The following is a 23,340-nucleotide window of genomic DNA, read 5'->3' as shown; positions in this document are numbered from 1 at the left end:
CGTTTTGGGTACGGGAATGGACATCAGGCGCGGAGGCCGCACGATGCAGGGCGAGGATTCGAACAGCGGTAGCCTGGCCAGCCCGTGTACCGGTGTATGTTCGCTGGACGCGCAGGGGAGCTGTATCGGTTGCCTGCGGAGCCTGGATGAAATTGCACGCTGGATGAGCATGAGTGACGGTGAACGCCAGGAGTATCTGCAGACGGTGCTGCCCGCGCGCGCGTTGGCGGCGCAACTGCCCGAGTGCGCGGCCTTGCAGCGTGCGCTGTATCCGCTGCACACCGCGCCAGATGGGCCCGGCTGGAACCATGCCGAGTTGATCGATCTCACCGAAGGTGGCGCCTCGGCCGAAGCGGCGGTGCTGTGCGGACTGGTGCCGCGCACGCAGGGCACGATGGTGTTGCTGACGCGGCGCACCGACAGCCTGCGCCACCACGCCGGGCAGGTGAGTTTCCCCGGTGGCCGGATCGAGCCGTCCGATGCCGATGCGGCGGCGGCGGCCTTGCGCGAAAGCTGCGAGGAAATCGCGCTGGGCGCGCAGCAGGTGCACGCACTGGGCTATCTGGACCCGTTTCTGACCGTGAGCGGATTCCGCGTCACCCCGGTGGTGGCGGTGATCGACCCGGCCTTTGTGGCCGTACCGCAGCCGGATGAGGTGGCCGACGTCTTCGAGGTGCCACTGGCCTATCTGATGGACCCGGACAATCTGCGCAGCGTGGAGCTGGAGTACCGCGGCCGGCCACGCCGCGTGCTCGAATACGACTGGCCCGGTCACCGGATCTGGGGTGCCACCGCGGCCATTCTTCTCAATCTTCGCCGTCGTCTGGAGCAGAGTGCATGAGTGCCGAACCCGACTGGACCACGCTGGTGGACAGCGCCACCCTGGCAGCAGCGCTGCAGCACCCGCGTTTGCGTCTGCTGGATGCGCGGGCGGCACCGCCCACTGTGCCGGACCCGGGCGCCGCACAGCGCGACTACGCACAAGGACATCTGCCGGATGCGCATTTCGCCGATCTGCACGACGCGCTGGCGGATGTGTCGCGCCCTGGGCAAGGGCGTCATCCGCTGCCGCACAGTGATGTCTTCGCGGCCCAGCTCGGCCGCTGGGGGATCACGCCCGACAGCCAGGTGGTGGTCTATGACGCGGCCGACGGCAGCATGGCGGCCGCACGTGCGTGGTGGATGCTGCGGCTGATGGGCCATCGCCACGTGGCGGTACTGGATGGCGGCCTGGCCGCCTGGCGTGCGGCCGGGTTGCCCGAGACCACGGCAGTGCCTGTGCCGGTCGACAGCGGCGCGTATCCGGGCAGTTTCGATGCGGATGCGGTGGTGGACGCCGAGGCGATCCTGGCGCGCCTTGAGGCGGCGCCGGGCTGGCTGCTCGACGCACGCGCCGGCGAGCGCTTTCGTGGCGAGGTGGAGCCCATCGATCCGGTGGCCGGGCATGTGCCGGGCGCGGTGAGTCGCCCGCTCGGCATGAGCCTGCGCGATGGGCGGTTCAAGCCGGCGGCGGAGTTGCGCGCCGAGCTGGGCGCGCTGCTGGGCGACTACGCACCGGAGCAGGCCGTGGTGATGTGTGGCTCGGGTGTGACCGCCTGCCATCTGCTGCTCGCGCTGGAGGTGGCAGGGCTCTCCGGTGCGCGCGTGTATGCCGGATCGTGGAGCGGCTGGTTGCAGGATCGCAGCCGCCCGGTCGCGGTCGCTAGCCAATTGCAGGCACAATAGGCGCAGGAAAGGTGGCCTGTGGGGACGCAGGCTCGCTGCGCGGAGCGCAGTTCTCGCAGTGTTGGGTGTGCTGATGCGGTGGCAGTTGCAGCGTGGCGCGATAGGCGTCGTGGGAATCGTGCTGGTGGTTGCATGTTCGGCCGGGTCGACCTCGCAGGGCAGTGGTGCAGCGGCTGAGCCGTCGAGCGCGCGCGCCGATCGTGACGGCTACGCTGCAGCGCTTGCGCACGCACGTGCGGCGCGCCGTGCCCAATTGCATGCTCCGGATGGCTGGTTGAGCTACACCGGCTCCGGCCGCGTGCGCCCGGGCCGCTATCGGGTGGGGGCCGACCCGCATGCCGATATCGTGCTGCCGGCGGGGCCTGCGCAACTGGGCAACCTGACGCTGGATCCCGAAGGCCAGCTGCGCTTCCAGGCCGCGGCCGGCACCGCAGTGACGCTGCACGGCAAGCCCGTGACAGAGGTGGCGCTGGCGCCCGAGCGGGCAGGGCAGCCGGGCGACCGTCTGCGCATCGATGCGCGCGAGTTCTATGTGGTGCAGACCGGCGCCTTGTACGGGTGGCGGTTTCGCGACCCGGCAGCGCTGGCGCAGTTCGGTGAGCTGGACTATTTCCCCACCGATGCGCACTGGCGTATCGACGCGCAGTGGCAGCCGTATGACGCGCCACGTGCCACCACGTTATTGACCTCGATCGGCACACCGTTGACGGTGCAGGTGCCGGGCGAAGCGGCGTTCACCCGCAACGGCCAACGCTATCGCCTGCGTCCGATCGCACAGGATGGCGATGCGCGGCTGTTCTTCGTGTTCGCCGACCGCACCAGCGGCAAGGAAAGCTACGGCGGTGCGCGCTATCTCTACACAGACGCGCCGCGCGACGGCCGCGTTGTGCTGGATTTCAATCTGGCCGAGAACCCGCCGTGCGCGCTGACACCGCATGTAGTGTGCCCGATTGCGCCGCCGGACAATCGCCTGGATCTGGCGGTCAATGCTGGCGAGAAGACCTATCGCCCATCCGGTCGCTGAGCGCGGCGCTCAGCGCGGCGCGTGCACCCAGCGCACGGCAGTTTCGATGCGCTCCCACGGAAACAACGGCCCGGGGTCGCGCTTGCGCTGGATCTTGCGCGAGGGGTCGTCGCTGGCCGCTTCCTGGGTGGTGTCCAATGCCTCGTGGCCGGCAATCCGCCGTACCGACGGCAGCTGTTGCTCCAGCCACTGCAGCAAGGTCACCAGCGCGTTGATCTGCGCGTCGGGGTAGGGCTCGTGCATCTGCTGATGGCGCGAATCCAACCAATGCGGATAACGCCCGCTGTTGACCAGTTCGATGCCCAGCGTGTGCGGATTGTGGCCGCGCACGTGGTGGGCAACGCGCTCCAGCGCCACGTACTGCTGGATGCTGCCATTGCGGTCGATGTAGTAGTGGCCGCTGTTGCCGGTGCCGCTGTCGTAGAGCACGCGTTCGCCGTATTCGCGCGCCATCGCCATGTCGGGCAACTCGGTGCAATGGATGACCACCATGTCGATGTTGCGCAGCGTGCGCCGGGCCAGCCGCGATTCGTAGGACAACGGCGCGTAGGTGATCGGGGGCGACGGCAGGACGGCATCGGACATGGTGCGGATGCTAGCATTCGACGATGGCTTTGAATCCCGACAGCCCGCTGGGCAAATTGATGGCGACGCTGCCGCAGACCGGGCAGGTGACCTGGATCGGCGTGCGTCCTGCGCGTGATGTGGCAATGCTGGAAGTGGATGCGGCGCAGGCCACCACCGGTATTGGCCTGGTGGGCGATCGCTACAAGGGCGGCAGCGGCAAGCGCGGCATCACCCTGATCCAGGCCGAGCACCTGCCGGTGATTGCCGCATTGGCCGGCCAGGCGGCACTTGCGCCGGCAACCTTGCGCCGCAACCTGGTGGTAGCCGGAATTCCGTTGATTGCATTGAAAGGGCGGCGGTTCCGCATCGGTGAGGTGGAGCTGGAAGGCACCGATCCGTGCGACCCGTGTTCGCGCATGGAAGAGGCGCTGGGGCCGGGCGGCTATAACGCGATGCGCGGCCACGGCGGGCTGTGCGCACGCATCCTGCGCGGCGGCGTGCTGCGCATCGGCGATACGGTGCAGGCGCTATGAGTCGCGGCCATTGCATCCTGGCGCATGGGTTCGAAAGCGGGCCCGATGCGCTCAAGGTCACCGCGCTGGCGGAAGTGGCCGAGCGCCTGGGATGGACGCATGAGCGGCCCGACTTCACCGACCTGGACGCGCGCCGCGACCTGGGCCAGCTGGGCGATGTGCGCGGCCGGCTGCAGCGTTTGCTGGAGATTGCGCGCGCCGCCGCCGAGAAAGGCCCGGTGGTGCTGGCGGGCTCCAGCCTGGGCTCCTACATCGCCGCACAGGTCTCGCTGCAGGTGCCGACACGCGCGCTGTTCCTGATGGTGCCGCCGACCAAGATGGGGCCGTTGCCGGCGCTGGATGCCGCAGCGGTGCCGATCTCCATCGTGCATGCCTGGCACGACGAACTGATTCCGGCCGCCGACGTCATTGCCTGGGCGCAGGCCCGTTCGGCGCGGCTGCTGTTGGTCGATGACGGGCATCGCCTGGGTGCGCACGTGGACGCGGCTTCGCGCGCCTTCGCCGAACTGCTGCAGAGCCTGTGATGCACGACGACCACGACATGCCTTCGGCGCAGACCGATGCGCCGATGAGTGTGCTGATCCGCGAGGCGAGCGACGGCGACGCCGCTGCCATCGAGGTGCTGACGATGGTGGCCTTCATGCGCGCCGAGCACAGCCGGCATGACGAGCAGCATGTAATCGCCGCGCTGCGTAACGACGATGCGCTGGCGCTGTCGTTGGTCGCCGATCACGACGGCTATGTGGTCGGCCATCTGGCGGTGTCGCCGGTGGCGCTGTCCGACGGTTCTTCCGGCTGGTTCGCACTCGGCCCGCTGGCGGTGGGCCCAGGCCATCAACGTCAGGGGCTCGGCACGCGCCTGGTGCAGGCGGCCCTGGCCACCTTGCGCGAGCGCGGTGCGGCCGGCTGCGTGGCCTACGGCGAACCCGGCTTTTTCCGGCGGTTGGGATTTGCGGTGGAGCCGGGATTGAGCGTGCCCGACGCGCCTGCATCGGAATTGCAGGCGCTGGCCTTCGGCGACCGGCTGCTGCCGCTGGCCGATGTGGCCTATCACCCGGCCTTCGGGCTGGGCTGAGCTTTTCGCTGTGCTGTGGTCGCTGCGCACGGGTAATGGCGCAGCCGCGCTGCGCTCGCATCGTGCGCATTCGCTCGCCGGCATCTTGCCTCGCCCTTTGGGCCGCATCGCAGCGCCGCACGCGCCACCATGGCGGTAGACAGCGATTGGCGATTGCCAAAGGTGAACGATGCAACATGATGAGCAACCACCGCCGCAGACGGCACCGCACGGCCGGGTGATTTCGCATCTGGGCGAGACGGACACCGATGACGCGACCTTGCTCGCGTCGATCAAGACGCGGCTGCGTCAACACAACGATCGCTCTGCTGCAGAAATGGAGCATTTGCTGCAACTGGTCGATGCGCTGTGGGCGATGGAACTGGGCCGGTTCCTGCTGCGCAATCGTGGGCTCAATGCGTATTGGACGCATCAGCTGGTGACGTATCAGGCAGGAACCCTGGTGCAGCAGACGACGCCTGCGCTGGAGTACGAACTCTTCGAAAAGGCGCCCGCCGTGCTCGCAACGCGCGAGCGCTTTGGCATCTTCCGTACGCAGTTGCAGGCATTGCTGCGGCCCGGCATGACGCTGGCCTCGCTGCCGTGCGGCTGGATGGGCGACGTGCTGAGCCTGGACTACGGGCAGTGCCCGGATGTGCGGCTGATCGGTATCGATCTCGACCCGCAGGCGTTGGACGGTGCATTGCGGCTTGCGCAGCAGTATGGCCTGGAAGGCCAGTTGACGCTGCAACGTGAGGATGCGTGGGCGCCGGGCGAGCCGAACAGCGTGGATGTGTTGACCAGCAACGGCCTCAATCTCTATGAGCCGGACGATGCGCGCGTGATTGCCTTGTACCGCGCATTTTTTGACAGGCTGCGGCCGGGCGGCACGCTGGTGGCGAGCTTTCTCACGCCGCCACCGAGCCTGTGTGCCGAGTCGCCCTGGAAACTGGACCTGATCGACGGCGCTGCGTTGGTGCTGCAGAGCCAGGTATTCATCGATGTGGTGCAGGCGCGCTGGGCGTCGTTCCGTACGCATGCGCAGACCCGCACGCAGCTGGAGAGCGCAGGGTTTGCCGATGTGCGTTTCATCGATGATCGCGCAAGCATCTTTCCGACGGTGATTGCGCGGAAACCGATGGGCGACTGAGATGTAACTCCCGAGTGCAGGCCCTGGTTGCACGTTCTCGACCGTGTGCAACGTGGCCTCGGTGTGTGCCTGGTCAACAGGCGGCGCGCGCTGATCTGCAAGATGGATCGCCTTGGGCATCCAACGCTGGGCGTTGGATGCGATGCGCACTAGCCGCTCTCACATGACGCACAAGTTGAACGGAATCAGCGGCGTAAACGTGCCAGAAGGTTCCCTCACGCCCACGCACCGGCCTACACTTGCACCATTGCTCACCGTTTGAGGTTGGTCCAATGCGCCATTGATGCCGCCGTCGTGATGACGGCCGAACCCGCTGCCGTTCCGGTTGGATCGGCGCGCGTGCTGGCATGCAATGGAGTGACCAATGACCTGTCCTTCGCTGACGCTGGAAAGCGTTACGTATCTGCTGCCCGATGGCAGCCCGCTGTTTTCTGATCTCACCACGCGCATCGATCAGCGCCGCACCGGCCTGGTCGGTCGCAATGGCGTGGGCAAGAGTGTGCTTGGCCGCATCCTGGCCGGTGCGCTGGCGCCCAGCGCCGGGCGCTGTGTCCGTACCGGCAGCGTGCAGTACCTGCCGCAGCGGGTGAGCGCCGCGCCCGGGCAGAGCATCGCCGCGCTGGCCGGCGTGGCGCCGCTCCTGGATGCGTTGGACCGCATTGCGAACGGCAGCGTGGAAGCGGCTGATTTCGAACGGGTCGGCGAGCGCTGGACCGCGCATCACACATTCGCCGCTGCCCTGGAACAGCACGGCCTGGGCGGGCGCGATGCGCGTGCGCCGGCGGACACGCTCAGCGGTGGCGAGGCGATGCGGGTGGCACTGGCAGGCGCATGGCTGGCGCAGCCAGACTTTTTGATCCTGGACGAGCCGAGCAACCATCTGGATGACGTGCAGCGGGCGCGGTTGCTGGCGCAGTTGCAGGCCTGGACCGGCGGGCTGCTGGTGATCAGCCATGACCGCGCGTTGCTGGAGACAATGCAGCGCATCCTGGAGCTGTCGCCGCAGGGTCTGTGCAGCTATGGCGGCAACTACAGCGCCTATGCCGCGCAGCGGGCGCTGGAACGGCAGGCCGCCTGCGACCTGCTGGCCAGCCGCAAGCTGGAGCGGCAGCGGGGCGAGCAGGCCTTGCGCAGCCAGCAGCAACGGCAGCAGCAGCGCCAGGCACGTGGCAGCCGTGCCGCCAGCCAGGCCAATCAGGCGCCGATCCTGCTTGGCCGGCAGAAGCAGTGCAGCGAGGCCAGCGCCGGGCGCCTGCACCAGCAGCACACCGCCGCGCGCGCACGCCTGGCTACTGCCGTCACCGATGCGGCAGTGCAGGTGGAGCACGCGCAGGCGGTCGCGCTGCTGCCGCCGTCTTCGCCGGCCACCGCGGCGCACCGGCTCGCCACGTTGCAGCAGGTGGCGCTGGCGGATGGGCGGCTAGGTGGGCGGCGGCTGGACCTGCTGCTGCACGGCCAGCCGCGCATCGGGGTGGTCGGGCCCAATGGCAGCGGCAAGTCGTCGCTGCTGCGGCTGCTGGCCGGGCAACTGCTGCCGTCAGCCGGGCAGTGCGCCATCCACGTGCCAGTGGCCTATCTGGACCAGGACCTGGCGCAGCTGGACCCGGCGCGTTCTGCCGCGCAGCACCTGCACGCTGCCGACCCCGATGGCCAGGCCCATTCGCAACGCTTGCGGCTTGCGCTGCTGGGCCTGGACCAGGCCCGTGCCGACCTGCCCACCGGCCAGCTCAGCGGCGGCCAGCGGCTGAAGGTGGCGCTGGCCTGTGCGCTGTACCGGGCCCGGCCGGCGCAGTTGCTGCTGCTGGACGAGCCAACCAACCATCTGGACCTGGCCTCAGTGGAGGCCGTGGAAGCGCTGCTTCAGGACTATCGCGGCGCCCTGATGGTGGTCTCGCACGACGCCGCCTTCCTGCAACGGCTGGGTCTGCAGCAGCGCCTGGACACGGCCCAGCCGCAGTGGCGGCTGGCGCCGTGGTGAACCGCGCACGGGCAGGGCAGGCCGTCGGGCTGGTAATGCCGGCCCCGATGGCCGACCATTTGCCCCCGCCCGCGGCCACGGCAGCGCTTCACCGCCACCGGCCCGCTGTCCTGCTTCCACGGTCGCCGCCAGCTGCGCGGTCATCGTCTCCATCGATACCTGCCTACGTGAAATTCTTCGCATCCTGTGCCAAGGGCCTGGAATACCTGCTCGCCGACGAGTTGCTCGCGCTTGGTGCCAGCAAGGCCACCGCCACCATTTCCGGCGTCAACGTCGAGGGCGCGTTGCGCGATGCCCAGCGCGCCGTGCTGTGGTCGCGGCTGGCCAGTCGGGTGCTGTGGCCGCTGACCGAGTTCGATTGCCCGGACGAAGACGCCCTGTATGCCGGCGTTGCCGAGCTGCCCTGGCATGAGCATTTGTCCACCGGGCACACGCTGTCGGTGGATGCGCACGTGTCCGGCACCGCCATCACGCACGCACGCTATGCGGCGCAGCGCATCAAGGACGCGGTGGTGGACACCATCCGCCGGCAGGGGCTGGAGCGCCCGTCGGTGGACGTGGAAAGCCCGGATTTGCGCCTGAACCTGTCGCTGCGCAAGGGCCGCGCCACTATTTCGGTGGATCTGGGCGGCGGGCCGCTGCACCGGCGTGGCTGGCGCATGGCGCAGAACGAAGCGCCGTTGAAGGAAAACCTGGCCGCTGCCGTGCTGCTGCGCGCCGGCTGGCCGCGTGCCTATGCCGATGGCGGTGGCTTGCTGGACCCGATGTGCGGCAGCGGCACCTTGTTGATCGAAGGCGCGCTGATGGCGGCCGATGTCGCGCCCGGCCTGCAGCGCTACGGCAGCGACATTCCCAGCCGCTGGCGCGGATTCGACCGCGACAGCTGGCAGCAGCTGGTGACCGAGGCACGCGAGCGCGACAGCGTTGGCCGTGCCGCGCTCAAGCAGGTGATCCATGGCAGCGACATGGACCCGCATGCGATCCGCGCTGCCAAGGAAAATGCGCAGGTGGCCGGCGTGGCCGAGGTCATCTGGTTCGGCGTGCGTGAGGTCGGCGACCTGCAGACTCCGCCGCAGCCCACCGGCGTGGTGGTGTGCAACCCGCCGTACGACGAGCGCCTGGCTGCCGACGCGGCCTTGTATCGCAAACTTGGCGACACCCTGCAGCGCGTGGTGCCGCAGTGGCGTGCGAGCCTGCTGTGCGGCAATGCCGAGCTGGCGTACGCCACCGGCCTGCGTGCGGGCAAGAAATACCAGTTGTTCAATGGCGCGATCGAGTGCGCGTTGATCGTCTGCGACCCGATCGCGGTACCGCGCCGGACTCCGTTGGCGGCACCGACGGCGCTCAGCGAAGGCGCGCAGATGGTGGCCAACCGCCTGCGCAAGAACCTGCAGAAGTTCAAGAAGTGGCGCGCCCGCGAAGGCATCGAGTGCTTCCGCGTCTACGATGCCGACCTGCCGGAATATTCCGCTGCCATCGACGTGTATCAGCAAGCCGATGGCGACCGGCGCATCTTCCTGCATGTGCAGGAATATGCCGCGCCGGCGACCATTCCCGAGGCGGATGTGCGCCGTCGCCTGGGCGAATTGTTGGCCGCTGCGCGCGAGGTGTTCGAGGTGCCGGCTGAACGTGTCGCGTTGAAGTCGCGCGAACGTGGCAAGGGCGGCAGCAAGTATGGCCGCTTCGAGCAGCGCAACGAAATCGTCAACGTGCGCGAGCACGGCGCGCTGCTGCGGGTGAACCTGTTCGATTATCTGGACACCGGCCTGTTTCTGGATCACCGCCCGTTGCGCGGCACCATGGCGCAACAGTCCAAGGGGCGACGCTTCCTCAACCTGTTCTGTTACACCGGCGTGGCCAGCGTGCAGGCGGCGGTGGCCGGCGCGAGCGCCACGACCAGCGTGGATCTGTCCGGTACCTATCTGCAGTGGTGCGCCGACAACCTGGCCTTGAACGGCCAGGCCGGCAGCAAGCACAAGCTGGTGCAGGCCGACGCGCTGGCCTGGCTGGAAGCCGAGCGTGCGCACTTCGACGTGATTTTCTGCGACCCGCCGACGTTCTCCAACTCCGCACGCGCCGAGGATTTCGATATCCAGCGTGAGCATGTGCGCTTGCTGCGCGCGGCAGTGGCGCGCCTGGCGCCGGGCGGCGTGCTGTATTTCTCCAACAATTTCCGCCGGTTCAAGCTGGATGAAGAAGCGGTGGCCGAGTTTGCGCAATGCGAGGAGATCAGCCCGCGCACCATCGATCCGGATTTCGAGCGGCATGCACGCATCCACCGCGCCTGGCGTTTGACCGCGTGATGACAGGCCGCGCCAGCGGCGGATGACGGCGCAGCACAGGGCTTGGACGACGTGCGGCGGATCCATCTGCACCTTGACGGCGGGGGCGGCCTGCGGCACCTAGCGGATGCCGCGCAGCAACGCGTCCGCTGCGGCGCGCACGCCGTGACAGCGGCCCACGCACAAGCCCACCACGGCGCTGCGGTATGCTGATTCGCATGCCCTGGAGTCAACGATGACCGCAATGCCCCGCATCGCTTTTCTTGCCAGCCCCGCCGAGCCGGCGGTGGCCGCACGCGCGCGCCTGGTGCAGCGCTACGGCGACCACGCCTTGCACGATGCCGACATTGTCTGCGCGCTGGGCGGCGACGGATTCATGCTGCAGACCCTGCACCGGCACGGTGCCGCCGATAAGCCGGTGTTCGGCATGAAGCTGGGCTCGGTCGGGTTTTTGATGAACCAGTACCGCGACGATGAGGACGACCTGCTGGCGCGCCTGCAACGCGCCGAGCCGGCCCACCTGCGTCCGCTGGAAATGCTGGTGCAGACCGAATCCGGCACCAGTGCCGGTTCGCTGGCCTATAACGAGGTCTCCTTGCTGCGGCAGACCCGCCAGGCCGCGCATCTGAGCGTGGACCTCAATGGCCAGACCCGCATTGCCGAGCTGATCGGCGACGGGGTGATGGTGGCAACCCCGGCCGGCAGCACCGCCTACAATTACTCCGCGCACGGCCCGATATTGCCGCTGGGCTCGCACACGCTGGCCTTGACCCCGATCGCGCCGTACCGGCCGCGGCGCTGGCGCGGCGCCATCCTCAAGGCCGATACCGAAGTGCGCTTTCGCGTGCTGGATCCGTACAAGCGCCCGGTCAGCGTGACCGCCGATTCGCATGAAATTCGCGATGTGGTCGAAGTGACCATCCGCGAATCCACCGAACGCCGCGTGACCTTGCTGTTCGACCCCGAACACAACCTGGAAGAACGCATCTTCAGCGAGCAGTTTGCGGTGTGAGGGGCGGGGATTGGGCAGTCGGGATGCGGGATTGGCAACAGCAACAGCGCGGCACGTGTGCTTTAGACGTGTACGCACACGCTACGATGCTGCACGGATGCCCGAGGCACTCCCGATCTGCCGTTCCTGCTTCTACCTATTCCCGATTCCCCACTCCCCAATCCCGGCATTCAAATGGCTGACAACTCCCCCAGACTGCTGACCGTCGCGGTGACCTCCCGCGCACTGTTCGATCTCGAAGAAGGCCACGCGCTGTTCGAGGCCGACGGGGTGGAGGCGTATTCCGCATTCCAGCGCGAGCACGAGGACGACATCCTGGAGCCGGGCGTGGCGTTTCCGGTGGTGCGCAAGTTGCTGGCGCTCAACCACGACACGCCCGAAGAAACGCCGCGCGTTGAAGTGATCCTGCTGTCGCGCAATTCCGCCGACACCGGCTTGCGCATCTTCAATTCCATCCAGCATTACAACCTGGGCATCGTGCGCGCCACCTTTACCTCTGGTCAGCCGACCTGGCCTTATGTCAAACCGTTCGGCACCGATCTGTTCCTGTCGGCCAATCCCGAGTCGGTGCGGCGCGCGCTCACCCATGGCATCGCAGCGGCCACCATCATGCCGCGTGCACCGGGCGAACGGGCCGAGGCGGCTGCGGCCATCGTCGACAACGACGACACCCGCTTGTCTACGCAGCTGCGGATCGCCTTCGACGGCGATGCGGTGATCTTCGGCGACGAGAGCGAGCGCATCTCGCGCGAACAGGGCGTGGAAGCCTTTGGCCGCCACGAGCGCGAGCGCGCACGCGAGCCGTTGTCGGTGGGGCCGTTTCGTAATTTCCTCTCCGCCCTGCATGCGCTGCAGGCGGCGTTTCCGCCGGGCGAGGCCTCGCCGATCCGCACCGCGCTGGTCACCGCGCGCTCGGCACCGGCGCACGAGCGGGTGATCCGCACCCTGCGCGAGTGGGGTGTGCGGCTGGACGAAGCGTTGTTCCTGGGCGGGCGCCACAAGGGGCCGTTCCTGGAAGCGTTTGGCGCGGACATCTTCTTCGATGATTCGCAACACAACATCGATAGCGCACGCCAGCACCAGCATGTGGCCGCCGGCCACGTGCCGCACGGCGTGGCCAACGACCCGCCGATCGGATGAGCGGGCCGCAGCGCACGCCGGTCCGCGCCGCGCTGCGGATGAGCTGGCGCGCGGTGGAGCTGTCCTTCGCCGAGGACACCATCCAGACGCGCATGGCGCGCTGGGCGCCGCGCCGGCTGGTGGTGCCCTATACGCGCGGCATGTTGGCCGCGTTGTGGCTACAGCCGCGCCCGCAGTGCATCGGCATCATCGGTCTGGGCGGCGGCGCGCAGGCCAAGTTCTGTCACCGGTATCTACCCTGGGCACGTGTCGAAGCAGTGGAGGCCGATCCGCAGGTGCTGGCCTTGCGCGATGTGTTCCGCCTGCCGCGCGATGACGCACGCCTGGAGGTCAGCCTGGACGATGGCGCGGCCTGGATTGCCCAACGCCCACAGCGCTATGACCTGTTATTGCTGGACGCCTACGACGCTGACGGCATTCCGCCGGCGCTGTGCACTACCGCGTTCTATGCGGCGTGCCAGGCGGCGCTGCGGCCCGGCGGTGTGCTGGTGTTGAACCTGTTCCAGGTGGCGACCGCCGAGCACCTGGGCACGCTGCGCGCGCTGTTCGATGGACACATGCTGGTGCTGCCCGAGCCGGATCTGCGTAACCAGATCGTGTTTTGCTGGGACGGTAAACGCACGCCTGGCAGCATCGCCGATGCACTGCGGCCGCTGCCGTGGTCAGCGGCGCGACAACTGCGGCCCTCCATGCAGCGCCTGCAGGCGGCGTGGACGGAGCGGGCCTGGCGATTCAGCTAAAAACGCTGCGTGCCGACCAATGTGCATGCTGGCGCGACTCAGCCGCCGGCAGGGGCGCTGCCTGCAGCATCGCGCAGCGGCAGTTGGATGTCGGTGAGCCGCCAACGCAGGCCCTGGCGGCTCAGCACGAATACCACCGGCGCACCGCTGGCGGTGTGCGTGGTGGCGGTGAATCGGCGGGTCGATTCGAAGCGTTGCTCGGCGCCGTCCAGCGGTCGCGCAGGCGAGGGTGCTGCGTAGGTGTCCGGGCTGACGGTGTCGCCGGTCACACGGTTCCAGACCTGATGGCCTTGCAGCAACGCGCTGATGCCTAACGGCGTCACCAGCGTATCCACGCCGGCGCCGCCGAGACGGCTGGCAATCTGCAGCGCAAAGCCACCCAGCAGGCTCGATTGCAGGCCGCTGCCGGCTTCGCGCACCACGTAGTCGTCCAGTTGCGCTTTCAGGTTGACCCGCAGCGTCGGGAAGTCCACGTGCCGCGCCAGTTGCGCGGTGTCGCGGTTGGCCACCGCCTGGCTGATGCCGCGGATTGCCAGATACGGCCCGCCCACTACATAGCCGGCCAGTGCCAGCACGATCAACAGCGGGAGCAACCACCACCATTTTTTCATTGCCGCCACTCCTGGATTGATAGGCGCGTTACTGCGGGTGCACGTGCTGGAAGGCGTGGCGGATGTGCGCACAGCAGCAGGCAGTGCGCGGGCATGCGTGGCGTGCCTGCGCTCAGAATTCCAGATCCAGCGCGGCACACAGGTAGTCAACGAACGGCGCCAACACCACCAGATCAGCCGCAATGGTCTGGCGTAGCCGATTGCCGGTCATGGTGGCGTCGTCGAGCGGACGCAGATACGCCCAGTTGCGGTGCTTGAGATCGTCGATGAACTCGAAGTCGGCAGGGAAACCGCGCGGCGCACGCACCAGTTTTTCGCTGTCGTCGAGTGCGAATTTACGGGTCAGCTTGGGCGCGTGCGCGGCGGCTTTCCAGCTGCCCGGGTTATCGAAGATGAACTGCCGCAGCTTGCGTTGCGTCTCCGGCTCCGGATGCCATAGCCCTGCGCCAACGAAACTCTCGCCGGGTTGCAGATGGATGTAGAACGACGGTGCCGGCAGCTCGCGCCGCCGCGCATGGAACAGCCGCGCGCCTTGCCAGTTCTTGTAGGGCGATTTGTCGTTGGAAAAGCGTGCGTCGCGATAGATGCGAAACAGCGAGCCGCCCTGCGTTTTGGGATCGGCGCGATAGTGCTCGCTGACCTGCGCAAGGTCCGGTTGCAGGTCGGTGATGAGCTGCAGGAACGGCTGGCGCACATGCGCCTCGTACTGATGCCGATGGTCGTTGAACCAGGTCTTGTCGTTGTGGCGGGCCAGGGCGCGCAGGAACTTGAAGCTGGCGTCGGAAAAATAGGTGGTCATAGCGTGCGTTGGAGGTCCGAACCCCAGGCGGCGAGCTGGTCGAGCAGGGATTGCTTGGTAGCATCGTCGGGGTGAGCAAGCCGTAAATCGGCGATCTGCGCGTAGAACTGCTCCAGCGTGACTTCGCCCAGGCCGCGGTCTTCCAGCAGACGTTGCCGACGATAATCGTTCCAGCGTTGGTGCTCGTGCGGCGAAAGTGTCTGCGGCCAGTTGCGCGCCCGGTAGCGGAACAGCAGTTCGATCAGGCGTGGGTCGCGGAAGCGCGCTTCCATTGCGCCCAGTTCGCCCGGCGCGCTGCTGCGCACCTGCGTCAGCAGGCGCTTGTCGCCCTCGGCCAGGAAGCCGTCATACAGCGAGGCGTCGGCGTCGTTGACCGCTGCTGCCCCGGCGCGCTCGGCGCCGTAGACCTGGCGTACTTTTTCTGCCAGCTCCGGGCCCAGTTCGCGCAACCGCGCGGCCTTGGCTTCCACCGCGGCGCGGTCCACGCCCAGGCGCTGGAAGTCATCGCTACGCAGATGCTGCCAGGCCACCAGGGCGGGGGCCTTGTTCAGATGCACTTCCTTGAGCGGGATGCGCTGCTCGCCTTCGGGCAGATCGGCGGCGCGAATGTACAGGCGGTCGGCGATCTCGTCCGGGCTCAGGCGCAACAACGCATCCGGGTCGCCGTCCAGATCGAACACGATCACGCGGCTGTCGATGCGCGGGTGACGGGTCAGCGGCAACACCGCGGCCGCGCACAGGCGCGTGGCCGGGTAGCGCTGCGAGATGTGCAGCACCGGCTGCATCGCAATCACGTCCAGCAAGCTGGCAGCAAAGCGCTTGTCGCGCAGACGCAGCGCGTAGTCCCACAATTTGGGTTGGCTCTGCTGGAACTTGCGCGCCATGCCGATGGTGGCGTACACGTCCGACAGGGCTTCATGTGCATCGCCTTCGCGCACGGCATTGGCATCGGCCAGATGCTCCAGTTTGAACGAGGTGGCGCCATCCTCGCGCTGCGGCCACACGATGCCGTCCGGGCGCAGTGCATGCACCAACCGCAGCACGTCGAGCAGATCCCAACGCGAGTTGCCGCCACGCCACTCACGCTCATAGGGGTCGTAGAAATTGCGGAACAGGCCGCAGCGTACGAACTCATCATCGAAGCGGATCGAGTTGTAGCCCAGCGTGCAGGTCTGCGGGCGGCCCATCTGCTCGGCAATGCGCGCGAATGCCTCGGCCTCGTTCACGCCCTCACGCAGCGCGTGCTGCGGGGTGATGCCGGTGACCATGGTGGCGTAGGGCGAGGGCAACAGATCGTCGGCCGGCTGCACGAAGAAACTGATCGGCTCTTCGATCACGCGCAGTTGCGCATCGGTGCGCACGGCCGCGAACTGCGCGATGCGGGTGCGGCGCGGATCCTGGCCGAAGGTTTCCAGGTCGTAGAAGAGAAAACTGTCAGGCATGCCGTATCACAATCCAAAGCTGCGGCGCGCTGCAAGGCGCCGCCGGTGCTGGTTAGTATCCCTCATCCTCCCGCCGGCTCGCTGAGGCGCGGCTGTGCGGGGGCGCTGTGAGGTGCAGTGGAATACGCTGCGATGCTTCAGGCGCGGCAGAGAGGCGCTGTGCGCTCGTCGATGCCAGCGGGCGCGGACAAACGGCTGACGTCATGGCCCAGCGCTGCTGCCCGTGCGCCGCACGCGAGATAGCGACCACCGCGCGCATACATGTCATGCGAAGGTCGCGGCCGAGGCGTCGCTCGGGTCGTGGCCGCCTGCGCGCCACCACGGTCCTGCCACTACGTCATCGGCAACGCCGCCGCATCCCTGCGCTCAGTGCGCGCCTTCCAGCGGCTCCAGGCGGGCATGCACCACAGTTTCGAGTGCTACCCAATCGATCCGAGATAGATCGGTGTGGCCGTGGGTGGCTTCGAGCAGGATCTCGCGCTGGATCTCGCTGCGTGCCAGTGCGATCGCGTAGCGCGTGCGCAGGAAGGTGACCATGGTGTAGTGCGGGACGAAGCGGGTGGGCCAGCGTGCCTGCAGTTGCTGTTCGAGTGCGCGCTGCAGCAGGAATTGCGCATCGCCCACGCGATCGCGCATCTCCAGATAGTTTTCCAGTGCCATCTGCTGGATCGCGGCCGCATCGTCGCGGCGCGCGGCTTCGAAGGCCGCGAACGCCTCGCTCAGGTCGCTGTGTGCATCCAGCTGTTCGGCCAGCGCCACGCAATCTTCGAACGCGCAGTTCATGCCCTGGCCGTGGAACGGCACCATCGCATGCGCGGCATCGCCCAGCAGCACGGCGCGGCCATCCAGATGCCAGCGCTCGCGGGTCAGCGTGCCCAACAGGCCGGGCGGGTGCTCTTCCCAGTGTTCCTTGAGCTGCGGGATCAGCGGCAATGCATCGGGAAAGTCGCGGGCAAACAAGGCCAACGCTTCGTCGCCGCTGCGGGTGGTGGCAAAGCTCGGCATGCCTTCGTTGGGCAGGAACAAAGTCACCGTGAAGGTGCCGCCGTCGTTGGGCAGTGCGATGCACATGTAGCGCCCGCGCGGCCAGATGTGCAGCGCATTGCGTTCGATGCGAAAACCGCCATCCGCCCGCGGTGGAATTTCCAGTTCCTTGTAGGAATGATCGAGAAAGGCGATGTGTTCGCCCACCGGCGCCTTGCGCTGCATGGCCGCGCGCAAGGCCGAGCCGGCGCCGTCGCTGCCGACCAGTGCCTGGAAGTGGATCTCGTGCGGCTGGTCGTCGCGGTCGTCGATGAAGCGCGCGTAGCCGGCGTCGAAATCCACCGTGTGCAGGCGCCGATAGAAATGCACGCGCGCGCCGGCCTGTTCGGCCAGATCGAGCAGGGTGACATTCAAGGCGGCGCGGTGGATCGACCAGATCACCTCGCTGTCGTCACGCCCGTAGCGCTGCAGCTGCGGCTCGCCGCTGACCGGGTGGATCATGCGCCCGCGCATCATCACCGCCTTGGCCATTACCGCGTCTTCGGCGCCGGCCTGGCGCAAGGCATGCCGGCCACGTTCGGCCAAGGCCAGGTTGATCGAACGCCCGGACTCGTAGCCCTTGATGCGCGGGTCGCCGCGGCGTTCGTACAAGGTGATCTGCCAGCCGCGTCGCGACAGCAGGATGGCGAGCAGGCAACCGGCCAAACCGGCGCCGATCAGGGTCAGGGAACGAGGGGAGGCAGCAGCGCTCAATGCGGTATCCGGCAGCGGCCGGACAGGGGCGCCGGCAAGGAGGAAGGGCTCAGGCAGCGGCCCAGGTTTCCACGTGCTCCACCAACTGGTGCAGATCGCAGAAGCGGTTGTACAGCGGCACCGGCGCGATGCGGATCACATCCGGCTCGCGCCAGTCGCCCAGCACGCCCACCGATTGCAGGTGCTCGAACAGGGCGCGGCCCTGCGTTCGGCCACCGGCCACGCGCAGCGACAGCTGGCAGCCACGCTGTGCGGGATCGGCCGGGGTGACGATCTGCAGCACCTGCGGCACGCGCGCTTGGATCAGCTGTTCCAGATGCCCGGTGAGCTGCTCGGATTTGGCACGCAGCGCCGGCATGCCGGCCTGGTCGAACAGCGCCAGCGACGCGCGTAGCGGCGCCAGTGCCAGCACCGGCGGATTGCTCAGCTGCCAGCCTTCGGCACCGGGCGAAGGCACGAACTGCGGCTCCATGCGGAAGCGTGTGGGTTGTTCGTGGCCCCACCAGCCGGCCATGCGCGGCAGGTTGCTATGCGCATGCCGCGCATGCACGAAGCAGCCGCCCACCGCACCCGGGCCGGCGTTGAGATATTTGTAGTGGCACCACACGGCGAAATCGACGCCATCGTCGTGCAGGCTGAGCGGGATGTTGCCCACCGCGTGCGCCAGGTCGAAACCCACCGCTGCGCCCTGGGCGCGCGCCAGCCGCGCAATCTCGCCCAGCGCGAACGCCTGGCCGGTGCGGTACTGGATCCCCGGCCACAGCACCAGCGCCAGCCGCGGGCCATGCTGCGCAATTGCTTCAGCGATCGCGTCCATCGACAGCGTGCCGTCGGCTGCGTCGGGCTCCACTTCGATCAGGTGGGTGTCCGGGTCCAGCCCGTGCAGGCGCAGCTGCGACTCCACGGCGTGGCGGTCGGACGGAAACGCGCCGGCTTCGATCAGGATCGCGGCACGCTCGGTGCTGGGCCGGTAGAAGCTGACCATCATCAGGTGCAGGTTGACGGTGAGCGTGTTCATCGCCACCACCTCGTCCGGCTGTGCGCCGACCACCCGTGCCAGCCCGTCGCGCACCAGCTGGTGATAGGTGAGCCATTGGGTCGGGCCGGTGAAGTGGCCTTCCACCGCGAGCGCGCCCCACTGGTCGAGCACTTCGGACACCATCGCACGCGCCTGGCGCGGTTGCAGGCCCAGTGAATTGCCGACGAAATAGGTCTGATCCTGGCCGCCATGTTGCGGAAACACGAACGCATCGCGGAGCGCTCGCAGCGGGTCGGCAGCGTCCAGTGCGGCAGCATGGGAGCGGGACAGTGGATCGGTCATCATCGGCTCGCGGCGCAGGTCAATGCCGCAGTTTACCTGCCGGCGCCCTGCGCGCCGTCATGCACGGCCGGGGCCTCGGCAGAGGCGGGGCGGGCGGGGCGCAACAGGTGGGTCAGGGTGCCGATGCTGTCGGTGATACGGTCGATGGTGTCGGCCAGCGCCGCCGCTGCGGGCAGGCCATCGGGCAGCGCCGCCAGCGCATCGGACACCCCGCGCTCGGCGGTGCGCAGCGTGGCCGGCGCCGGCACGCGGCCTTCGCGCAGACAGGCGCTCAACTCGGCCAGGGCCTGATCGGCCTGCTCGGCAAACGCAGGCAATCCATCCAGTGCCGGCAGCGGGTGGCCATCGCGCAGCACCGCTTCCAGTGACAGCGTGGCACGGATCAAGCGGTTGCCATTGGCCAACAATGATTCGGCGCGCTTGAGCTCGTCCAGGTTGCGACGGCTGCGGGGTTCTCCACGCAGCCGTTCGATCGAGGCCTGGGTATTGGTGCGCGCTACCCGCGCGGCAGCGCGGCTGTCGCTCAAGGCATCCAGCTGGCCGAGCAGCAGGTTGCGCAGGTGCGCGCGGTAGGCATCGAGCAATTGCGCCAGCGAGGCGCGGATCTGCCGGCGTTCGCGCGTGGGCCACAGCGCGTAGGCGATCAATGCCAGTGCGCTGCCGGCCACGGTGGCCTGCAGACGCGCGCCGACTGCCTCGCCCGGCGACACGCCTTCGAATGACAACAGCAGCACCAGCATGCCGGTCAAAAACGCCACGCCGATGCCGTAGTTGACCTGCGTCAACAGACGAAATCCCAGGCAAAACAGCGCCAACAGGCTGAGGCGGATGCCGGCACCGTCCATTGCCAGATGCGCAAGCAGTGTGGCCAGCAACAAGCCGACGAAGGTGCCGGCGACCCGCAAGGCGCCAAAGCTGAAGGTGCCGCCGAAATCCGGCTTGAGCACGATCGCGGTGGTCATCGGGATCCAGAAGCCGTGCGGAATCTGCTGCCAACGCTGAAAGGCGATCGCCAGGGCCAGGCACACGCCGCAGCGCAACGCATGACGAAACGCCACCGAAGACAGGTCCAGGTGCGCCCGCAGCGTGGCCCAGGTGGCGGCCGGGCGCAGCGCCGCGGGCAGCCGCGCTTCGGCCAGCTGCGCCTGGATCTCGCCGCGGCTGCTGGCCCAGTGCGCATTGCGGACCAGGGCGCGCAGCTGGCCGCCGAGGCCTTGCGCGCGCGCCACCGCCACGCGCACCAGGCGGCGCTGGCGGGTATCGGCGTTGTCGTGCTGGAACTGCGCCAGCGCCGCCACCAGATCGTCGAAGCCGGTCATCGAGGCCGTGGCGGCAGCGGGGTCTTCCCCCACGGTCATCGCGTGGGCAAGTTGTTCCAGCACGATGGCGCTGCGCTCAAGCACGCGTTCGATCGCCGGCCGCGCCTGTGACTGGCCCAGGCGGGTGTCGGCGTCGGCCAGCGACAGCAGTTCCAGGCGCACGCGGTCGCACAGCTCGGCAATGATGCGGAAGCTCTGCACCGCGATTGCGCGCGAACGGTGCTCGCCATGCAGCATGACCATGGCATCGAGCACTTCCTGCGTGGCAGGCGGCGGCGCGCTGGCTTCCGGGCGTTGCCGCGCAATGCCGGCCAGCTGCCGCATCAGCTCTGCCAATGCAAAGCGCTCGGGCCGGTAACGCTGCAGGGGCCATGCAGCCAGCGCCAGCAGGACCTGCAGCACGCCGCCGGCAAAGATCAGCAGCGCAACGCCTGGCGCCTGCGCCACTGGCAGGCGCATGTCGGCGCTGACCACCAACAGGATCATGCTGGTCAGGCCAACCCGCGCCGCCACCGGGCCCAGTGCGACCAGCAAGCCGCCGCCCAGGCCGAGCAGCAGCCCGGCGAGCACCAGGGCGGGGGTGTTGTGGCCGACCCAGATGCCCAGCAGCGCGGCGCCACCGGCCGCCAGCGCCGCCATCAGCATGCGCTGCAGGCGCGCCCGATACGGGCCGGGCTGGTCGGAGAACATGGTGTTCAACGCGCCGCTGCACACCGCCAGGCCGGCCGCAACATGCCCCGTCGCCACGCCGATCAGCAGCGGCAACACCACCGCGGCGGTGTTGCGCAGTGCAACGCGCAATGGCACGTCGCGCGGCTTGAGGTCGATCAGCGCGCGCAGCATGGCGTGGAGGTCAGCAGAAACAAGGTGGTTGGCAGATGCGGGTGCAACCCACGGCCTGCGGCTCAGGCCTCGACGGCGGCATAGCGTTCCGGCGCAGGGTGCACATGCCCGCACTGTGAGCAGGTACGCAGCGCAAGCGAACGATAGAAATGATCGAACACCGGCGGGAAGTCGGTTTCGATATTTTCCAGCGGGAACATCGCTTCATACAGCTTGTGGTTGCACTGCGGGCAATACCACTGCAGGCCGTCCTGCTCGTGCGGCAGGCGCTCACGCTCGATCACCAGGCCGATCGATCCGGCGGCGCGTTGCGGCGAATGCGGCACCCTGGGCGGGAGCAGAAAGATCTCGCCGGCACGGATCGGGATGTCGCGCGCGGTGCCGTCGTCCTGCACCTTCAGCACCATTTCGCCTTCGAGCTGGAAAAACCACTCCGGGCCTTCGTCATAGTGATAGTCGGTGCGCGCGTTCGGCCCACCGACGATCATGATGATGAAGCCGTCCTGCTGGATGCACTTGTTGCCGACCGGCGGCTTGAGCAGGTGGCGGTGCTGCTCGATCCAGGCGTGCAGGTTGATCGGCGGGGCCAGCATTGGCGTTCCTTGGCGAAGAAGACGCCCAGCATAGCCAACCGGCGGCACCGATGGGTGCCGCGCGGCCGGCTGCGCTCAGCGTTCGCTATGGTCGGCCTGGATCTGCGCCAGTGCCGCGTCGTAGCGCTCTTGCAGGATGTCCGCACGATCGACCGACATGCGCAGATCGTGCGCACGCCCGTCGCGCAGGCTGTAGACCCAACCGTGCACGCGCAGTTCCTGGCCGCGGTCCCAGGCGTCGCGCACGATGGTGGTGCGGCAGACGTTGACTACCTGTTCCAGCACATTGAGCTCGCACAGGCGTGCGTGCTGCACCGACAGGTCGCCGGCCTGGTGCAGGCAGGCCTCGTGCTTGTCGGCCACATCGGTGACGTGGCGGATCCAGTTGTCCACCAGGCCCATGCGCTTCTGGGTCAGGCTGGCGAACACGCCGCCGCAGCCGTAGTGGCCGACGACCAGAATGTGCTTGACCTTGAGGACGTCCACCGCGAACTGGATCACCGACAGGCAATTCAGATCGGTATGCACCACCACATTGGCGATGTTGCGGTGGACGAACACTTCGCCCGGCGCCATGTCGATGATCTGGTTGGCCGGAACGCGTGAATCCGAACAGCCGATCCACAGATATTCCGGGGATTGCTGGGTGGACAGCTTGGCAAAGAATTCCGGGTCTTCGCGATTGATGCGATCGGCCCAGGCGCGGTTGTTTTCAAGCAAATGGTTGAGCTCGTTCATGCGCGCAGTATTCCAGAACGTGGGGAAGGGAGCGTAGGTGCCACCGCAGTGGCGTAAAGCCGTGGTGCAGGAACGCCACGCTGGCGGCGCTGGTCAGTCATGGCCGCTACGCGCCTGCAGTGCATCGCGCATCAGCGCGGCCACCGCCTGCGTCTCGGCCGAGGCCCGGGCGGCCAGCGCAGCGCTGACGGCACGCACATTGGCCACCGGGTGGTTCTGACTGAGCTTGAAGGTGAGTTCGATGCGGCTGGGCACGAAGCGGAATGCCACCAACCCGCGCAGCTGGCGCCGATGGCTGTCGCGGTCCATCTCGAACAGCCAGTCGCTGCCGATGCTGTGTTCGAACTGCGCGCTCATGCGCCCGATCAAGTCGCCGACCGCCACCTCGTCCTCGACCACGCTGCACTGGCCATGCAGATGCGCCACCGCGTAGTTCCAGGTGGGTACGCGCGCGGCGGCTTCCTTGTCCGGATACCAGGTGGGCGACACATAGGCATGCGGGCCGTGCACGAGCATCACTGCATCGCCATGGTGGCGCGCCTGCGGATTGGGGCGGGCCCAATGCCCTTCGATGACGATCGCCTCCGCATCGCGCCGGTACAGCACCGGCAGATGCGAGATGACCGGTTGCCCGGTCTCGCCCGGCGTGATCAAGGTGACGAACGGGTCATGCGCGATCAGGCCGTCCAGCAACGCCAGATCGGTCTGTGCGAACGCGCGCGGTGCGTACAT

At 67.8% G+C, this 23,340-nt stretch carries 22 protein-coding genes; 12 read left to right on the top strand and 10 right to left on the bottom strand.

Features of this window, described 5'->3' with window-relative positions; all coding sequences use genetic code 11:
* The first annotated feature begins 43 nt into the window (after window positions 1–43).
* From ACCQ09_RS13520 to ACCQ09_RS13510, 3 genes are all read left to right on the top strand, one after another.
* On the top strand, window positions 44–841 hold the full coding sequence (locus ACCQ09_RS13520; protein ID WP_228428258.1) for a CoA pyrophosphatase: 798 nt from the start codon (window positions 44–46) through the stop codon (window positions 839–841).
* Entirely contained in the window at window positions 838–1,725 is an 888-nt protein-coding gene (locus ACCQ09_RS13515) for a sulfurtransferase (protein WP_228428252.1), read from the top strand. The genes ACCQ09_RS13520 and ACCQ09_RS13515 overlap by 4 nt, the downstream gene beginning before the upstream one ends.
* 73 nt (window positions 1,726–1,798) lie before the next feature.
* Entirely contained in the window at window positions 1,799–2,749 is a 951-nt protein-coding gene (locus ACCQ09_RS13510; protein ID WP_012438687.1) for a DUF1684 domain-containing protein, read from the top strand.
* 9 nt (window positions 2,750–2,758) lie between these two features.
* Here the strand turns inward: ACCQ09_RS13510 and ACCQ09_RS13505 are convergent, their stop codons facing one another.
* Window positions 2,759–3,334 carry an N-acetylmuramoyl-L-alanine amidase gene (locus ACCQ09_RS13505; protein WP_012438686.1) on the bottom strand — a complete coding sequence of 192 codons (576 nt, stop codon included), beginning with the start codon at window positions 3,332–3,334 and terminating at the stop codon, window positions 2,759–2,761.
* 23 nt (window positions 3,335–3,357) lie between these two features.
* Between ACCQ09_RS13505 and ACCQ09_RS13500 the strand changes: the two genes are divergently transcribed.
* The 9 genes from ACCQ09_RS13500 (at window position 3,358) to ACCQ09_RS13460 (ending at window position 13,205) form a co-directional block, all read left to right on the top strand.
* Window positions 3,358–3,849, top strand: coding sequence for an MOSC domain-containing protein (locus ACCQ09_RS13500; protein ID WP_012438685.1), 492 nt, complete (start codon window positions 3,358–3,360; stop codon window positions 3,847–3,849).
* Window positions 3,846–4,373, top strand: coding sequence for an alpha/beta hydrolase (locus tag ACCQ09_RS13495; RefSeq protein WP_012438684.1), 528 nt, complete (start codon window positions 3,846–3,848; stop codon window positions 4,371–4,373). The genes ACCQ09_RS13500 and ACCQ09_RS13495 overlap by 4 nt, the downstream gene beginning before the upstream one ends.
* 44 nt (window positions 4,374–4,417) lie before the next feature.
* Window positions 4,418–4,924 (top strand): GNAT family N-acetyltransferase, encoded by a 507-nt coding sequence (locus ACCQ09_RS13490; RefSeq protein WP_029217208.1) that lies wholly within the window; start codon window positions 4,418–4,420, stop codon window positions 4,922–4,924.
* Window positions 4,925–5,093: 169 nt separating this feature from the next.
* Window positions 5,094–6,053: an SAM-dependent methyltransferase gene (locus ACCQ09_RS13485; protein WP_228428250.1), complete on the top strand. Its 960-nt coding sequence runs from the start codon at window positions 5,094–5,096 to the stop codon at window positions 6,051–6,053.
* Window positions 6,054–6,417: 364 nt separating this feature from the next.
* A complete protein-coding gene (locus ACCQ09_RS13480) occupies window positions 6,418–8,031 on the top strand; it encodes an ATP-binding cassette domain-containing protein (protein WP_014507382.1) in 1,614 nt (537 codons plus the stop codon).
* Between the two features lie 167 nt (window positions 8,032–8,198).
* Window positions 8,199–10,334 carry a bifunctional 23S rRNA (guanine(2069)-N(7))-methyltransferase RlmK/23S rRNA (guanine(2445)-N(2))-methyltransferase RlmL gene (gene rlmKL / locus ACCQ09_RS13475; protein WP_040941492.1) on the top strand — a complete coding sequence of 712 codons (2,136 nt, stop codon included), beginning with the start codon at window positions 8,199–8,201 and terminating at the stop codon, window positions 10,332–10,334.
* Between the two features lie 214 nt (window positions 10,335–10,548).
* Window positions 10,549–11,325 carry an NAD kinase gene (locus ACCQ09_RS13470; protein WP_011036730.1) on the top strand — a complete coding sequence of 259 codons (777 nt, stop codon included), beginning with the start codon at window positions 10,549–10,551 and terminating at the stop codon, window positions 11,323–11,325.
* 174 nt (window positions 11,326–11,499) lie between these two features.
* Complete coding sequence (locus ACCQ09_RS13465) at window positions 11,500–12,465, top strand: 5'-nucleotidase (RefSeq protein WP_012438679.1); 966 nt, start codon at window positions 11,500–11,502, stop codon at window positions 12,463–12,465.
* Window positions 12,462–13,205, top strand: a complete 744-nt coding sequence (locus ACCQ09_RS13460) for a fused MFS/spermidine synthase (RefSeq protein ID WP_040941491.1) — start codon at window positions 12,462–12,464, stop codon at window positions 13,203–13,205. Before ACCQ09_RS13465 ends, ACCQ09_RS13460 begins: the two co-directional genes overlap by 4 nt.
* Before the next feature lie 38 nt (window positions 13,206–13,243).
* Here ACCQ09_RS13460 and ACCQ09_RS13455 read toward each other — a convergent pair whose 3' ends face one another.
* The 9 genes from ACCQ09_RS13455 to ACCQ09_RS13415 all read right to left on the bottom strand — a co-directional run bounded on the left by ACCQ09_RS13455 (window position 13,244) and on the right by ACCQ09_RS13415 (window position 23,340).
* Window positions 13,244–13,816 carry a DUF2939 domain-containing protein gene (locus ACCQ09_RS13455; protein ID WP_040941490.1) on the bottom strand — a complete coding sequence of 191 codons (573 nt, stop codon included), beginning with the start codon at window positions 13,814–13,816 and terminating at the stop codon, window positions 13,244–13,246.
* A gap of 112 nt (window positions 13,817–13,928) precedes the next feature.
* A complete protein-coding gene (locus ACCQ09_RS13450) occupies window positions 13,929–14,615 on the bottom strand; it encodes a DUF2461 domain-containing protein (protein WP_011036734.1) in 687 nt (228 codons plus the stop codon).
* A complete protein-coding gene (gene sbcB, locus ACCQ09_RS13445) occupies window positions 14,612–16,057 on the bottom strand; it encodes an exodeoxyribonuclease I (RefSeq protein ID WP_040941489.1) in 1,446 nt (481 codons plus the stop codon). The genes ACCQ09_RS13450 and sbcB overlap by 4 nt, the downstream gene beginning before the upstream one ends.
* A gap of 366 nt (window positions 16,058–16,423) precedes the next feature.
* On the bottom strand, window positions 16,424–17,794 hold the full coding sequence (locus ACCQ09_RS13440) for an FAD-dependent oxidoreductase (protein WP_011036736.1): 1,371 nt from the start codon (window positions 17,792–17,794) through the stop codon (window positions 16,424–16,426).
* A 49-nt stretch (window positions 17,795–17,843) separates the two neighbouring features.
* A complete protein-coding gene (kynU, locus tag ACCQ09_RS13435) occupies window positions 17,844–19,115 on the bottom strand; it encodes a kynureninase (RefSeq protein ID WP_228428248.1) in 1,272 nt (423 codons plus the stop codon).
* Window positions 19,116–19,147: 32 nt separating this feature from the next.
* Window positions 19,148–21,277: an FUSC family protein gene (locus tag ACCQ09_RS13430; RefSeq protein ID WP_040941488.1), complete on the bottom strand. Its 2,130-nt coding sequence runs from the start codon at window positions 21,275–21,277 to the stop codon at window positions 19,148–19,150.
* A 62-nt stretch (window positions 21,278–21,339) separates the two neighbouring features.
* Complete coding sequence (locus tag ACCQ09_RS13425; protein WP_040941487.1) at window positions 21,340–21,870, bottom strand: 3-hydroxyanthranilate 3,4-dioxygenase; 531 nt, start codon at window positions 21,868–21,870, stop codon at window positions 21,340–21,342.
* A gap of 75 nt (window positions 21,871–21,945) precedes the next feature.
* Entirely contained in the window at window positions 21,946–22,608 is a 663-nt protein-coding gene (can, locus tag ACCQ09_RS13420; protein ID WP_014507393.1) for a carbonate dehydratase, read from the bottom strand.
* Window positions 22,609–22,701: 93 nt separating this feature from the next.
* Window positions 22,702–23,340, bottom strand: a complete 639-nt coding sequence (locus ACCQ09_RS13415) for an FMN-binding negative transcriptional regulator (RefSeq protein WP_040941486.1) — start codon at window positions 23,338–23,340, stop codon at window positions 22,702–22,704.

It is taken from the genome of Xanthomonas sp. NCPPB 2586, assembly GCF_041475775.2.
Lineage (GTDB): Bacteria > Pseudomonadota > Gammaproteobacteria > Xanthomonadales > Xanthomonadaceae > Xanthomonas > Xanthomonas campestris.
Note: the sequence above shows the minus strand (reverse complement) of the source record. Positions and strands in the feature narration are given on the sequence as shown.